The sequence below is a fragment of the Pantoea sp. T14 genome (assembly GCF_036663535.1).
GTDB lineage: Bacteria > Pseudomonadota > Gammaproteobacteria > Enterobacterales > Enterobacteriaceae > Pantoea > Pantoea phytostimulans.
The window spans coordinates 1-13,643 of the sequence record NZ_JAWUEB010000002.1; the positions used below are offsets into that span (position 1 = coordinate 1).

At 48.3% G+C, this 13,643-nt stretch carries 13 protein-coding genes; 6 read left to right on the top strand and 7 right to left on the bottom strand.

Going from position 1 to position 13,643, the window contains the following annotated elements; translation table 11 throughout:
- Window positions 1-189: 189 nt before the first annotated feature.
- Window positions 190-681 carry an Hcp family type VI secretion system effector gene (locus SC127_RS00280; protein WP_215845620.1) on the bottom strand — a complete coding sequence of 164 codons (492 nt, stop codon included), beginning with the start codon at window positions 679-681 and terminating at the stop codon, window positions 190-192.
- Between the two features lie 247 nt (window positions 682-928).
- Entirely contained in the window at window positions 929-1,450 is a 522-nt protein-coding gene (locus SC127_RS00285) for a DUF2778 domain-containing protein (protein WP_243078971.1), read from the bottom strand.
- 437 nt (window positions 1,451-1,887) lie between these two features.
- On the opposite strand from SC127_RS00285, the gene SC127_RS00290 reads away from it, so the two are divergent.
- The gene (locus SC127_RS00290) at window positions 1,888-2,925 is read left to right on the top strand and encodes a sensor domain-containing diguanylate cyclase (protein WP_332624854.1); all 1,038 of its coding nucleotides are present in this window, start codon (window positions 1,888-1,890) and stop codon (window positions 2,923-2,925) included.
- A gap of 65 nt (window positions 2,926-2,990) precedes the next feature.
- On the opposite strand, the gene SC127_RS00295 is transcribed toward SC127_RS00290, so the two are convergent.
- Window positions 2,991-3,548, bottom strand: coding sequence for an antibiotic biosynthesis monooxygenase (locus SC127_RS00295; RefSeq protein WP_332624855.1), 558 nt, complete (start codon window positions 3,546-3,548; stop codon window positions 2,991-2,993).
- A 139-nt stretch (window positions 3,549-3,687) separates the two neighbouring features.
- On the opposite strand from SC127_RS00295, the gene SC127_RS00300 reads away from it, so the two are divergent.
- From SC127_RS00300 to SC127_RS00315, 4 genes are all read left to right on the top strand, one after another.
- Complete coding sequence (locus SC127_RS00300; protein WP_332624856.1) at window positions 3,688-4,596, top strand: LysR substrate-binding domain-containing protein; 909 nt, start codon at window positions 3,688-3,690, stop codon at window positions 4,594-4,596.
- Window positions 4,597-5,635: 1,039 nt separating this feature from the next.
- Window positions 5,636-5,800 (top strand): general stress protein, encoded by a 165-nt coding sequence (locus SC127_RS00305; protein WP_215845624.1) that lies wholly within the window; start codon window positions 5,636-5,638, stop codon window positions 5,798-5,800.
- A gap of 521 nt (window positions 5,801-6,321) precedes the next feature.
- Window positions 6,322-6,807 carry a YciE/YciF ferroxidase family protein gene (locus SC127_RS00310; protein WP_243078975.1) on the top strand — a complete coding sequence of 162 codons (486 nt, stop codon included), beginning with the start codon at window positions 6,322-6,324 and terminating at the stop codon, window positions 6,805-6,807.
- A gap of 14 nt (window positions 6,808-6,821) precedes the next feature.
- Complete coding sequence (locus tag SC127_RS00315) at window positions 6,822-7,334, top strand: ferritin-like domain-containing protein (protein WP_215845626.1); 513 nt, start codon at window positions 6,822-6,824, stop codon at window positions 7,332-7,334.
- 47 nt (window positions 7,335-7,381) lie between these two features.
- Here the strand turns inward: SC127_RS00315 and SC127_RS00320 are convergent, their stop codons facing one another.
- The 3 genes from SC127_RS00320 to SC127_RS00330 all read right to left on the bottom strand — a co-directional run bounded on the left by SC127_RS00320 (window position 7,382) and on the right by SC127_RS00330 (window position 11,393).
- The gene (locus SC127_RS00320) at window positions 7,382-8,335 is read right to left on the bottom strand and encodes an aliphatic sulfonate ABC transporter substrate-binding protein (RefSeq protein WP_332624857.1); all 954 of its coding nucleotides are present in this window, start codon (window positions 8,333-8,335) and stop codon (window positions 7,382-7,384) included.
- A gap of 115 nt (window positions 8,336-8,450) precedes the next feature.
- Window positions 8,451-10,109 carry an alpha,alpha-trehalase gene (locus tag SC127_RS00325; RefSeq protein WP_215848219.1) on the bottom strand — a complete coding sequence of 553 codons (1,659 nt, stop codon included), beginning with the start codon at window positions 10,107-10,109 and terminating at the stop codon, window positions 8,451-8,453.
- Window positions 10,110-10,538: 429 nt separating this feature from the next.
- Window positions 10,539-11,393 (bottom strand): SDR family oxidoreductase, encoded by an 855-nt coding sequence (locus tag SC127_RS00330; protein WP_332624858.1) that lies wholly within the window; start codon window positions 11,391-11,393, stop codon window positions 10,539-10,541.
- A 104-nt stretch (window positions 11,394-11,497) separates the two neighbouring features.
- On the opposite strand from SC127_RS00330, the gene SC127_RS00335 reads away from it, so the two are divergent.
- Entirely contained in the window at window positions 11,498-11,866 is a 369-nt protein-coding gene (locus tag SC127_RS00335; RefSeq protein WP_215845628.1) for a winged helix-turn-helix transcriptional regulator, read from the top strand.
- A gap of 101 nt (window positions 11,867-11,967) precedes the next feature.
- Here the strand turns inward: SC127_RS00335 and yghX are convergent, their stop codons facing one another.
- Window positions 11,968-12,855 (bottom strand): YghX family hydrolase, encoded by an 888-nt coding sequence (yghX, locus tag SC127_RS00340; RefSeq protein WP_215845629.1) that lies wholly within the window; start codon window positions 12,853-12,855, stop codon window positions 11,968-11,970.
- Window positions 12,856-13,643 lie beyond the last annotated feature (788 nt).

A 13,643-nucleotide genomic window follows, 5' to 3' on the forward strand; every position in this document is an offset into this window, starting at 1 on the left:
GTTTTTGCGTTTTTGCGGGTCGAACCCGTTCATCGAACGTTCGATGATCTCGCCACATCCCTGTGGCTCGCCCTGCGTCTTAGCTGCTGGCTACAGCGCACAAAGCCGAGCTTAGTATGCTGTAGCCAGCTCAGATTTAATGGAATAAGCATCCCCCTCTAGCCCTGCTACAGCATAGGCATTTGCTAACTAAGCAGTAGGACGTTCATTCCATGCATCAGTGTACTGGATGTTGCCATCCACAATGCACCAGGTGATTTTTTCATACTGCATACTGACGCTTTCCGAGTGATTCATCTTATCGTTGCCAGACAATTTCACATTGGGTACACCACAGTGAACGCTAGTAATTTTCACATTTTCTAGTAGCACCGTGTAGTAACAGACCTCTTGCCCCGCATCGCTGATATTATAGAAGCGGATTTCAGCACTTTTTAATGTCTGCCCGGTAGCGGCGGCTTTATAAAGATACGGCGTTGAGCTATCAACTTCCTTTTCAATCCGCAATGGAGAGTGCTGGCGGGTGCCATTGATTTTTCCGGCTGCGGTGTCAACCGGTAGGCTGATGCCGTGACTTAATCCGATGATCTCAATGCTGCCTTCACGATCATGCACATCGACAGGACCTCTAATGTCTGCGCCGCCATCGTCTTTAAGCCACATATACGGAGGGATTGGCATTTAACTGCTCCTTATTTTTCGTATTAACTTCATTGTTAAAATGTAAATAATTAGGGTTATAGAAAACACAGAGATTATTGAGATATAAAAATACAGGTCGTAAAAGTTGTCAGCCCCTATTTCACCGTCGCCATAAAGGAATTTCGCAATGCGAGTGGCTAAATCTTGGTCAAACCATAATTCAGGGCTGCCCAGCATTCGTCCGACGATTAAAGAGATAGCGAAATAGAAAATAACTTTTGATGCTCTACGGACAAGTGTTGTTATTGCCACTGGCAATTACCTCAATCCATCCGCGCGCCATCAATGATTTCATGCAGGGAACCGGCATAGGTGTAGTCTGCATTAGTGCGTCACGAATCAGCGCGTAATCGGCGTTATGGACTAAGGTGATACATCCCTCCGATATACGCCCGGGGTGCAACCTGAACAATCCGCGTTTGACTCCCTCAATCCATGAGTGGTCGTCAATAGTCCAGTCATCCCTGAACAAAGCAAACCATTCGTCACGACCAAACTCAGCGCCGTTATAAATTCTGTTATAGAGATCTTGTGACTGCGCTTTTAACCGCGAGAAGATCCCTCCACCACCGCGCTCTACAATCCAGTATTTACCCGGTGGTATGGGTCCCTCATCAGGGATTGCTCCACACGCAGCGTTATTCATGTATACGCCTTTGCCGGAGAACGCCATGAAAACGCCAACGCCGTATAGGTTAAAAGGCACGTAATCTGCGCCGTTCAGAATCAGTGTTCCATTCAAAGCCATAGCTCATCCAATATCCATATAGTAACCATGCGTTACCATATCGATAATTGAACTTTAGAGCCATCAGTTATTAGAGTTATTTATCAAATGTGTTTAGGCTGCGCCTGCGTTGCAGGCTCGCAATAAGGATAAAGGTACTTTTTAAACGAAGCCGCCAGCGCCCTACACATCAATTCTTACGGACCCTTCTTGGTGACAACATGCCCGGCAATTTAATAAATGAATGAATAAAGGAATTTGTCGTAGTCAGAATTTATTAATCAGAACCGCCGATAAACGCAACAGTGGGCATTGCTCTGTGCTGATTTGCCTGTGGCTAACCGGCTAATATCCTGTTCGGTCTGCAATTATCCGCTGCTAATCGTGTTTTAATGCGCTCTCTTTACAGAAATAAACGGGCAGGCAAAATACCCTTTTTAATATTCAGCCTAATAGCCATGTCTGACGAAGCGCTGCACCAACAGATACAGAATCTGAAAAAGCACAATGCGCGGCTTAAGCGTATAGCGCATGACGCGCGCAACAAATTAAGCGCAGCGCTAGATGGCACCGGTTTATGTCTGTGGCAACTCGATATTCCCAGTGGAAAGTTAGTGATTTTTAATCGTCGCTGGGGCGCAATGCTTGGCTTTCAGCCTAAAGAGACCGATGCCAACTTTGAATCGTGGAAAGAGAGCCTTCACCCTGATGACGCCGCTGAGGTGTTAAAAGCCTTTTACGACCATATTGAAGGCATTGCGCCTTACTATGAGGCGTTGCATCGGATGATCGGTAAAAACGGAAAAGTCACTTGGGTATTGGATCGCGGCCGCATTAGCGAATGGGATGACGCAGGAAGACCTGTCAGAGTTACCGGCACGCATATCGACATGACGAAAGAGAAGCAATATGAAGAGCAACTCTCAACGTTGGCGCTGCACGATCCCCTCACGTTATTAACCAACCGTCATGCGCTGCAAACTCACTTTCGCGAACTGAAAGCGCAAGGTCAATTGTGCGTGGCTTTTATCGATTTAGACAATTTCAAACACGTCAACGATACCTTAGGACATCGCAGCGGCGATGAAGTATTGATTCAACTGAGTCAGCGCTTGCTTGAAGCGTGCCCTTCTGAAGTGGTGATTGGCCGATTAGGCGGTGATGAGTTTGTTCTGCTCATGCCTTATGCGCTGGATAATCCCTTGATACATCAAATGGCGTACGCCTGCCTGGATGCCGCGCTAACGCCATTCGACATGGCCAACGGCAGCGCCAATATCGGTGCTTCGGTTGGTGTTGCACAAGTTGACGCAAAAGAGAGCTTTGATGAAGCGTTAGCGCGCGCTGATGAAGCGATGTATCGCATTAAAAAGAATGGCAAACGCGGCGTCGCGCTGGGGAGTGTGACTACGCTGCGGCATTATCAGCAAGCGAAGCTGGAACAACCTGGCACGACGCCGAATATCTTGTGGTCGGACACCGGCACCGACGACTGATACGCTGTTTTTTTGAATGGCAGGATAAAGTGCCAGAAGCAGAAAGCCGCGTCCAGAAACCTCTCTTAGCGGCGTGGGATCAGCCAGTTTCTTAATAACCGCGTCAGCAGCGGCATCCACAGCCACACCACTAAAGCCACCACACACGCATCATCTAAAAAATGTCCCCACAACGTGCCGCGACTCATCGGCAGCAGCGCATCTACAAGCTGAGGAATCAGCAAGGTAGAAGGAAAGATAACGGCCAATGTCAGCAGGAATTGCTTCCATCTGGCGGGGCCGGGTTTCGCTTTGTCTACAGGCGTAAACCAAAACGCTGCACCGGGACGCACTTCAGTATGTTCAGGCGCGGCCAGCATGGCGGGCAGTGTGGCGATCAACGTTTTACGCTCAGCGGATTGCGTCCATTTAAACAGGTTGTCGAGGTTGTCAAAGCGAATCAATACCGTGTAAGTGTTTTCGCCATGCACCGGACGCAAGACGTTAACCCCTAAATGCCCTGGAAACTGCGCCGCCTGCGGCATGATCAGTTCTAGCCAGGCTTCATAATCGGACTGTTTACCGGGCTGCACGCTGTGAGTGATAACCAGCGTGACGTGATTAGCCTGTTGTGGATTGATCATGTCATTCTCCTGAATGCGCGACATCAGTGAAAAAGGTTTGCAGAGCGTCTGCCGTTGAATAAAAAATACGAGATAACACCGCTTATTGTTAGCGGAATGTTTTTGGGTTGTTGTTCAACAATTTTTGAGGAAAGGAAACATGCGGTTAAACCTTGAGGCGCTGCTGATTTTAGATGCGCTGGATCGCCACGGCACCTTTGCTGCTGCCGCGGCACGGCTGTTTAAAACTGCGTCTGCGCTGAGTTATACCGTACAAAAAATGGAGAGTGATCTGAAAATTACGTTGCTCGATCGTTCCGGGCATCGTGCGACTTTTACGCCGACTGGCCGCTTAATGCTAGATAAAGGGCGAGCATTGTTGCGTGCAGTCAATGAGCTGGAGCAGCAGGCGCGCTATGTCGAGAGCGGCTGGGAGAGCAATTTAGTGATCAGCGTTGATGCGTCGGTGCCGTTTTCGCTGCTCACACCGCTAGTTGATGAGTTTTATCAGCAACATCCGCATACGCAGCTGCAATTTCGCCACGACGTGCTGGCGGGCTGCTGGGAAGCGTTAAGCTATGGCGAAGCGGATATCGTCTTTGGCGCAGTACAAGAACCGGCGACGCGCAAAGATATTGGTTGCGTGGCGCTGGGTTGGCTGGATTATGTCTTCGCCGTTGCACCTGAACATCCCCTGGCGCAGGCACCGGAACCGCTGCTGCGTGAGCAGATCCGCCAGTATCGCGCGGTAACGGTGCATGATTCATCACGTCACAGCGCTGGTATTGATTTACGGGTACTGGATGAGCAAAAGACGCTCAGCGTCCATGATTTCTCTACAAAGCTGCAGGCGCAGCTGGCGGGGCTGGGATGTGGCTTTCTACCGTGCTATTTAGCTGAACCCTATTTGGCGGATGGCAGACTCGTGGCGCGTCAGTTAGATAGCGAATGCCGCCGTGATATGGCGTATCTGGCATGGAATGAGAATGCCAGCGGCAATGCGGCCCGCTGGTGGCGCGAGAAATTGCAGACGCTACCGGGATTACGCGACATTTATAGTGCGGCATAAAAAATGCGCACTGCGCTCCGTAAAGAGGAGTGCAGTGCGCAACAGGATTAAATGATTCGCTTTCGGCGCATCCTCGCCCTGATGATAGTGCAATACGTCACGTTGTAGCTCGGCATCGGCACGAGGCTCACTGATGCTGACGCAGACATTGAATTTGCCCTGCTTGCCTGGCTGAAGAGCAACAGGGATTACGTCACCGCTTTTACCAAAATATTCCCTTAGCGACATCGTCAAAATGGGCAGGCCGACGTGGGTGATTCACGGCAGCAAACACCCACTCGTTCCGTTCAAAGCCACAGGAAAACGTGTACACGAAATGATGGCCGGTTTAGATCTTAAAGTTTATGAGAATGGTCCGCCCGGATTCGCTGCTACGCATCCAGATCAGCTGAATAAGGCTCTGTTAGCCTTCTTACAGAAATACCCTTCTAAGAACTATTCCTAAAAGCACCCATCTGGGCGTTTTGTTTATTTATACTTGCCGCTTCGCTTATTCAAATCGATCTTTGGTCGATCTTTTCTTTTCACTATTCGCTTATTTAATTCATTCCGAGAAATAATTGATCATTTATTGATCATATTGCATTTTTTTGAACATTCGATAGCACGCTTACCGCTTCGCTTATAATTAACCTCTTGATCTGCGCTTTAATTACTAATTTATTGCTTCTTTTAGCTAAAAAGATCATTTGTTGATCAAATTAATCAAATTTTATGCGGAATAAGCGAAGCATGCCGCTTCGTTTATAGGAGTTTGTAGTGGACTTTTTGACGAAATGATCGATTAATACGAAACGGAAATGATCGGAAATTGAATGTAAATTTCCCCGATTCTTTTTTGTGATGTCATGACAAAATGATTTCATGGCTAAATCATTGATCATTATGTTAGGGCCGTAAATTAACCAAAATTTTGCATGGCTGAGTAAGCTAATCCGCTTGATCATGTAAATTTTATGGCTACATTTACTTTGTATTACCAGCCTGACGAAGTATTGTCTGTGATTGCTATATTATTAAACCTCATGAGGAATACAGGATGACTCAATATCGTGGTGGGGCAGGAAACTTTGCTGCAGACAAAGAGCGCGCAGCCGAAGCTGGCCGCAAGGGTGGCCAGAAGAGCGGCGGTAACTTTAAGAACGATCCTGAGCGCGCTATTGAAGCAGGTCGAAAAGGAGGTAAGATCAGCCGTCGCAGTTGAGTCTACATAACTCTTTTATTACAATAAGTTATGTAAATATCAAGGTGGCTATTTTTATATTTCCCTTCCCTTTCTGATAAAAGCCAGCTAATCCAATATGGCTGAGCGGCTTATTGCCTTCAGTCATAACTTATTTGAACCGGAATAGAACTCTATTCCGGTTTTTTTGTTTTTCAAAAAATAATCTGTACAGGAAAAAGTAATTGCGTACACATTTTATAAAAATAAAATCACGTCGGAAACTATTTATTTAGGCGTTATATGTATACGGTCTAACAAAAGTCTGTACAACTTTAGCCGATAAAGTCGAGGGTTACTGATTCAACAAAGTTAACTATTTAATGCCACTAACTCTATGGTGCAAAAAGAAAAATGCATTTTATATGCCAGTTTTGTTCACAATTCCAGCAGCAGCGACTCGCAAGATGGCGTTAATACGCTAGAGTTTTATTGAGTTCCCTTGATGACCATCAAGCGGCGTTAACAATTACCCTATCGAAACAAAATATGAGGCAAGAGTGATGACAGTTAAGACATTGAACGATCTCTTTATCCATGACCTCTCTGATATTTACAGCGCTGAAAAACAAATTACCCGCGCCTTACCTAAAATGGCGCGTGCAGCCACTGATGAAAAACTTATCGCCGCGTTTAATCAGCACCTCGAAGAGACACGAGGCCAAATAGAGCGGCTGGATGAAATCGTTGAAGTAACGCCAGAACTTAAAATTAGACGGATGAAATGTCATGCGCTGGAAGGCTTAGTCGAAGAAGCGCAGGAAATTATTGATTCTGTGGAAAAAGGTGAAGTGCGGGATCAAGGATTGATCGGTGCAGCACAGAAAGTGGAGCACTACGAAATTGCCACCTACGGTACGCTTTATGCGTTAGCGACTAAACTAGGTTATACCAAAGCTGCCGAGCTGCTGGCAGAGACGTTGAATGAAGAGAAACAAACGGATCAAAAGCTGACTGATGTCGCTGAGTCCATCACTGTGGCTTCCTGATAAGGAGAGAGACCATGTCTACATCCCCAGAAGAGCACTATCATGACTGGCTACGCGATGCGCATGCCATGGAAGAGCAAGCGGAAAGCATGCTCAATAAAATGGCCGATCGCCTTGAGCATTATCCTGAGTTGAGACAGCGTATTGTCCAACACATTGAGGAAACCAAACAACAGCAGAGCCTGCTCAAGCAGCTGCTGGATCGCCATGATATCCACAACTCCACCCTTAAAGATGCCATGGGCAAAATGGCTGCATTTGGCCAAGCCGTGGGCGGCATGACCACGCCAGATGAAGTGGTTAAAGGCGGTATCAGTGGCTATGTGTTTGAGAATTTCGAAATCGCTAGCTACACCAGCCTGATTGCCGCTGCAGAGCATGTCGGTGATGCGGAAGGCGTGACTATCCTGACGCAGATTCGTGAGCAGGAAATCGCGATGGCGGAATGGCTTTATACGCATCTGCCTGATGTGACGCAGCAGTTTTTACTGCGCTCGTCACAGTCGGGCGTAGAAGCGAAGAAATAAGTTTGAAAGGCTGGAGATGCGTTTAATCAGCATCCCCGGCAAATAGATTAAGGCGAGGCGGGCTGCCAGGTATTAACCGCTTGCGTGTCAATCGGTTTTGGCAGCAGCTTCGCCTGATAAAAAGCGTCAGCAATTTTTTGCTGTTCTGCCAGATCGGCTGATTTTACTGGCTCGATGTGATAACTACGCTGCGCATTGGCTTGTACTACGGTTGATATCGGTAATTTTCCCCACAGCGGTGACAGCAGTTTCGCTGCCTCAGCAGGATGCGCTTTCAGCCATTCAGCCTGGGTTTCCAACGCGTTATAGACAGTGTTTAACACGGCAGGATGCGCTTTAGCATACTCTGTCGATGCCAGATAATAGCGTTGATAACTCGCCAAACCTCTGCCGCTCGTCAATACCCGCACATGCTGTTCAGCCTTCGCGCTGGTCACATAAGGTTCCCAGGTTACCCAAGCTGCGACGCTGCCATTTTCCATTGCAGCCCGCCCATCAGCAGGCGTTAACCAAGCGGGGGAAACATCACTGAATGTCAATCCCGCTTTCTTCAGCGCAGCGATCAGCAAATAGTGGCTGCCTGCCGCCTTGGTGACAGCAATCTTTTTCCCTTTCAAATCCTGCAGTGTTTTAATCGATGAATCCGCCGGAACCAAAATCGCCTGCGCATCTGGTGAGGGTGTTTCGCGGGCGTAATACGTCAGATTAGCGCCTGCCGCCTGCGCAAAAACCGGTACGGTATCGGCGACATCAGCAGATAAATCAACGTTATTCAGATTGAGCGCTTCGAGTAGCGGTAAGCCGCTAGAGAATTCATGCCAGCTGACTTTTACCCCTTGGCTGGCAAGAGATTTATCCAGCTCGCCACGCTGTTTAATCAGCGTCAGCAAGGTAGATGATTTTTGATAACCGATACGTAAGGTTTGTTCTGCGGCGTGGAGTGGAAAGGAAAACAAGGCGGCGACCAACAGGGCGCCGCCAAGAGCGTTAAGGCGGGTCATGATGCATCCTTATGAGTTACTAAGCCTCAGGCGATAATAGGGGAGGGCCCTCTATCCACTAAACGCCGTTTTCTCATAAGCTTTGCCGCGCAGCAGATAACTCGCTGCGCAACGATTAATCCGCCATTAAGTGGCCGTACATCACCATCAAGCGGCGGGTAACGCCGTTGGTCCAGCCAAACCCATCTTGCAAAGGATATTCACCGCCGCCACCAGGACGTGCACGATCGCCGCTGATATCATATTTCTCAACCAGCTTATGGTGTAGCTGATAGAAATTATTGACGGTGTTTAGCCAGTTCACCGCTATTTCGCTGGCAAGGGTCTCTTCGCCATAGTTATTTAAGCCAACCACCGCCATCCACTGCATGGGAGCCCAACCGTTGGGTGCATCCCACTGCTCACCGCTGTCGACCATAGATGTTAATAATCCACCATTACTCAGTAGCAGCTGGCGCAGGGCGATAGATTGTAGATGCGCCTGATGCGGCGTAGCAAGGCCAACAAACAGCGGCACCACAGAAGCCGCGGTAAAAGCACCGAAGCGCGCACGTCGCCAGTCATAATCGCGGAACACGCCTGCGGTGCTGTCCCACAAGTAGCGGGTAATCGCACGCTTACGCGCCTCAGCTTTCTTCTGCCAGGCAAGTGCAGTTAACTCTTCACCTTTGGCGTGCGATAACGTAGCAATCATCAACTCAAGCTTGTAAAGAAACGCATTGAGGTCAATGGGAATAAATTGCGTGGTGCGAATGCTTGACAGACGTTTTGGATTACGCAGCCAGCGTGAAGAGTAATCCCAGCCAGATGCGGCACCAGCACGCAGGTCACGATAAACCTCACTTGCCGGACGTTTTGACTGACGCGCGGTTTCCACGTCTTCAATCCACGACTCGTCACGCGGCGTGTCGCGGTCATCCCAGTAACGATTCAACAATGAACCGTTTGGCATGCGCACCACATGACGATAAGCCTGGTTTGGCATCAGCTCACCCGCGCCATCCATCCAGAAGTGGTATTCCTTCATCAGCTGCTCAAGATAGCGCTTTGCGCCTCGCACACCATCTTCTTCAAACAGCTCAACCATGAGCGCAAACACCGGCGGCTGAGAACGGCTGAGATAATAGGTGCGGTTGCCGTTGGGAATATGGCCGTAATTGTCGATTAACCAGGCAAAGTTATCCGCCATGTGACGCAGTAAATCGTCACGACCCGATTCCGCCAGGCCCAGCATGGTGAAATAGGAATCCCAATAGTAAGTTTCACCGAAGCGTCCGCCTGGCACGACATAAGGTTTTGGCAGCGGCAGCAGTGAGGAATGCGGCATGTGTTGCTGCGGCATTTTGGTCAGCACCGGCCATAAATCATCAATGTGCTCGTTAAGCGTTTTGTCAGGGTTCGAGACATAAAAGCTCTCGTTAACGCCTGGCAAATAGAAGTGATCGGCCACGAAACGCGACAGGTCAAAGTCGCTGCTGCGTTTTTGACGGCGATAGCGCATCAGCACGTCGAGCGGATCATACTTTGGCGAACAGTCAGGAAAGGTTTTGCTATCTTCAAAAATGCGCGACATTTGAACATTTTCAAACAGTTCAAGGTAGCGATCTGCTGGCGTCAGCGCGTCTGGAGCCGGTAAGCCTTCGATCAGCTCGGGCTCTGGTTCAGAATCTTGCATGCCGTCCAATTTCAGTTCATGGGGATCGTATAGATACTCAACGTCCGCACCTGCACGAACTTCTTCGAATGCATTGAGTTGCTGGCGATTAGTATTAATAGCGGCCTCCAGAGCAGTCCGGTTTGCATAAAGAGAAAATTATAGACCTCTCAACCTGCCAAACAACAATGCAGATTGCCTATGAACGTAATAAAAATTGTCTATTAATCGGTTTTTTTGCATAAATTATAGCCATATCAACTAAATATGCGGTGGTTCACAAAAAACGCATTTCAGATGAATCTCTTAGGTAACTAAAGAAATCAGTTTAGTCTGACAAAAATGGGTATTTATTAACATTTAGACAAGTTTTACAGCCTAAAAAAGGGTGCATAACGTGGCATACGAAGCGACGAATGCAATAAATTAAGTGCTTAGGCCATGTCATTTATCAGTGTGTAATGAGGCCAATTGTTCAGCATGGGGAAAGCTGAAGAGGAATAACGCTATTAAGCACGATGTTCCCACGAAAGGGAACATCGCACTGACTCATTTTTTCATCGCTGCCCGAATCACATCTTGATAAGGGGTGGTTGCGCGACCAATCAGTTTACTCAGCGTATGAGAATCATCGAACAAACCGCCTTGCGCTGCGCCAGCGTCAGAATCCGCCAGCATATCAGCCAACCCTTCTGGCAAGCCTGCGTTTTTGAGTGCGTCAGCAAACTCCGCTTGTGGCAGATTGATGTAATCCACTTTCTCGCCGATTTGTGCCGCAATCTCTGCGGTGAACTGTGCCAGCGTATAATGATCATCGCCAGCCAGTTCATAAACCTTACCGGCCTGATCGTCGCGTAGCATGACTTCTGCGGCGGCCTCGGCATAATCCTGACGTGATGCCGACGCGATGCGGCCTCTATCTGCTGCGCCGATAAACGCATGGTGTGCCAGCGCCGGAGCAATACTTGCGGCGTAATTCTCGCTGTACCAACCGTTACGCAGCAGCGCGAACGGCACGCCTGAAGCCTGTAATAAGGCTTCGGTAGCGCGGTGCTCAATACCTAATCCCAGGGGCGATTTATCGGCATGCAGCAGGCTGGTGTAGGCAATGAATTTTACGCCTGCGGTTTTGGCCGCATCGATCACCGCTCTATGCTGAGCTTCACGCTGGCCGACTTCGCTGCCAGAGATGAGCAGCAGTTTTTCAACGCCCGCAAACGCGGCAACCAGCGTCTCTGGCTTATTGTAATCGGCTGCGCGCACCTGCACACCTTGCCTGGCGAGGTCAGCGGCTTTTTCCGGTGAGCGTACGGCGGCAATCAGCTGCCCGGCAGGAATCTTCTTCACTAATGCTTCAATCACTAAACGGCCTAATTGGCCAGTCGCGCCTGTTATTGCAATCATTTTGGTATTCCCTTTAATTTTGCTGTTGGTGAAAAACAGCCTACGAGATAAGCTAACTTTTAGTAAGTACTTACATAATTGTTAGTATCAAGAGAACAGATTAAATGTCTGAAAAACTAAGTGAAAAATTTAACCGTGGTGCGCTGTTAAACGTAAATTGCCCTTCCCGTGAGGTGTTAAAGCGCATTACCAGTCGCTGGAGCGTGCTGATTTTGCTGGCACTGAAAAAGGAAACGCTGCGGTTTAGCGAACTGCGGCGCACCGTGGGTGGCGTCAGTGAACGCATGTTGTCGCAGACGCTGCGTCATATGGAAGAGGATGGCTTTGTTGAGCGTATTGCTTACGAAGTGGTGCCGCCGCACGTGGAATATCGCCTTACGCCGCTGGGGCGTGAAGTCGAAGCGCAAGTCACCGGACTTGCCGATTGGCTGGAGGAGAATCTCAGTCGCATTCTGGCGCAGCGCGAGAATTAATTGACCGATAAGCGGATGCAATGTGAAGAGCAGGGCAGTGGTGAGAATCGATAAATGCGCGCTGCTTCCACAGCGCGCATGCGTGAAATCAAGCATGAGATTTAGTGCAGATACTTTTCAAACCACGCCAGCGTTCGGCTCCAGGCTAACTCCGCTGCGGCTTTGTCATAGCGTGGCGTTGAATCATTATGGAAACCGTGATTCACGCCGGGATAAATATACGCTTCATAGACTTTGTCATTCTGCTTTAAAGCGGCTTCATACGCAGGCCAGCCAGCATTGATATTCTTATCCAGCTCAGCGTAATGCAGCAGCAGCGGCGCTTTGATCCGTGGCACATCTTCAGCCTTGGGCTGACGACCATAAAACGGTACGGCGCAAGCTAAATCCGGGAAGGCCACCGCTGCCGCATTTGACACACCGCCGCCGTAGCAAAATCCGGTGATGCCGACTTTCCCGGTCGCTTCCTGATGGTGCATGAGAAAATCGATCGCGGCGAAAAAATCGTTCATCAATTTGGTGGGATCCACTTTGGCCTGCATTTCTCGGCCTTCATCGTCATTGCCTGGATAGCCGCCTAGCGAACTCAATCCATCCGGTGCCAGCGCAATATAGCCCGCTTTCGCCACACGGCGCGCCACGTCTTCTATATAGGGATTCAATCCCCGATTCTCATGCACCACAACCACCGCAGGCACTTTGCCTTTGGCATTGGCCGGTTTCACGAGATAGCCGCGCACCTCGCCATGACCTTGCGGCGAAGGGTAGTGAATGTATTCCGGTTTGATGTCGGGATCGGTGAATTCAACCTGACTGGCCAGCGCATAGTTAGGACTCATCATGCCGAGCAGCGTAGCGCCAGTCATGCCGCCAATCGCCAGCTTGCCTGCCATAGAAATGAATTCGCGTTTACTGATTCTGCCGTGTGCGTAGTAATCGTAGAGTTCGAGTAATTCCTGAGGGAAATCTTGTGCTGTTAGACGTGTCATAACAATTCCTTAACCCAGATTAACAGGAGGCGATGCCGCTTTAACAAAGCACAGCTTGTCAGCTGAGGCAACCGGGATGACTCATCGGGTTAAATGTAATTAACGTAACGGTAGGTGAAAATAACGTGATCGCTCACGCAAATTTTTTTATTGGCTATTTCCAGGTGGATTTATCTGCTACGCGCCAATAAGCTTCTTTACAAACTAATCTGTTAATTTAGTAAAGGAAATAAACTCAATTTATTAACATTAGCCGTTTGCTGAAAGCGTATGAATTGGCTCATTCCGCACCCCTTTATAATCGTGGCAAATTAACCTTAAGCACCTAAAAAAAGGCTAAGGCGCTGGTTGAAGTGGAAATCTGTCTAACGCATTAAAAAATAGGATTTTTGCATAACAAGCTCTACGATTAAGCCCCTGTTTTTGACAAGGTTTATACCAGAATAAACCGTAAAAACAGGATGTTGTCATGATTTTTATTCCTAAGCTTTTCTTTGCGAAAGCAGCGTTTTTGCTGCTATTTGATATAACATTTATGTCACATAAAGGTGTTTGAATTAACTTTTGCGCCTTGTTTTTAAATAGATAATTGCCGCGAAAAACAATGACCAAAATCAAAAAAGACTGTTATAGTTTTTGCTCTCCCGATTGTTTCTGTTTCTCTTAGGCGAAGTGTTCTACATTTCGCGGCGGAAATTTAATTAAGCGCAATGTGAAATATTTACATTGTGCTTAACTTGTTAATTATAAGTAAATATATGGTGTTCTATGTGGCAAAGAGGTAAGCA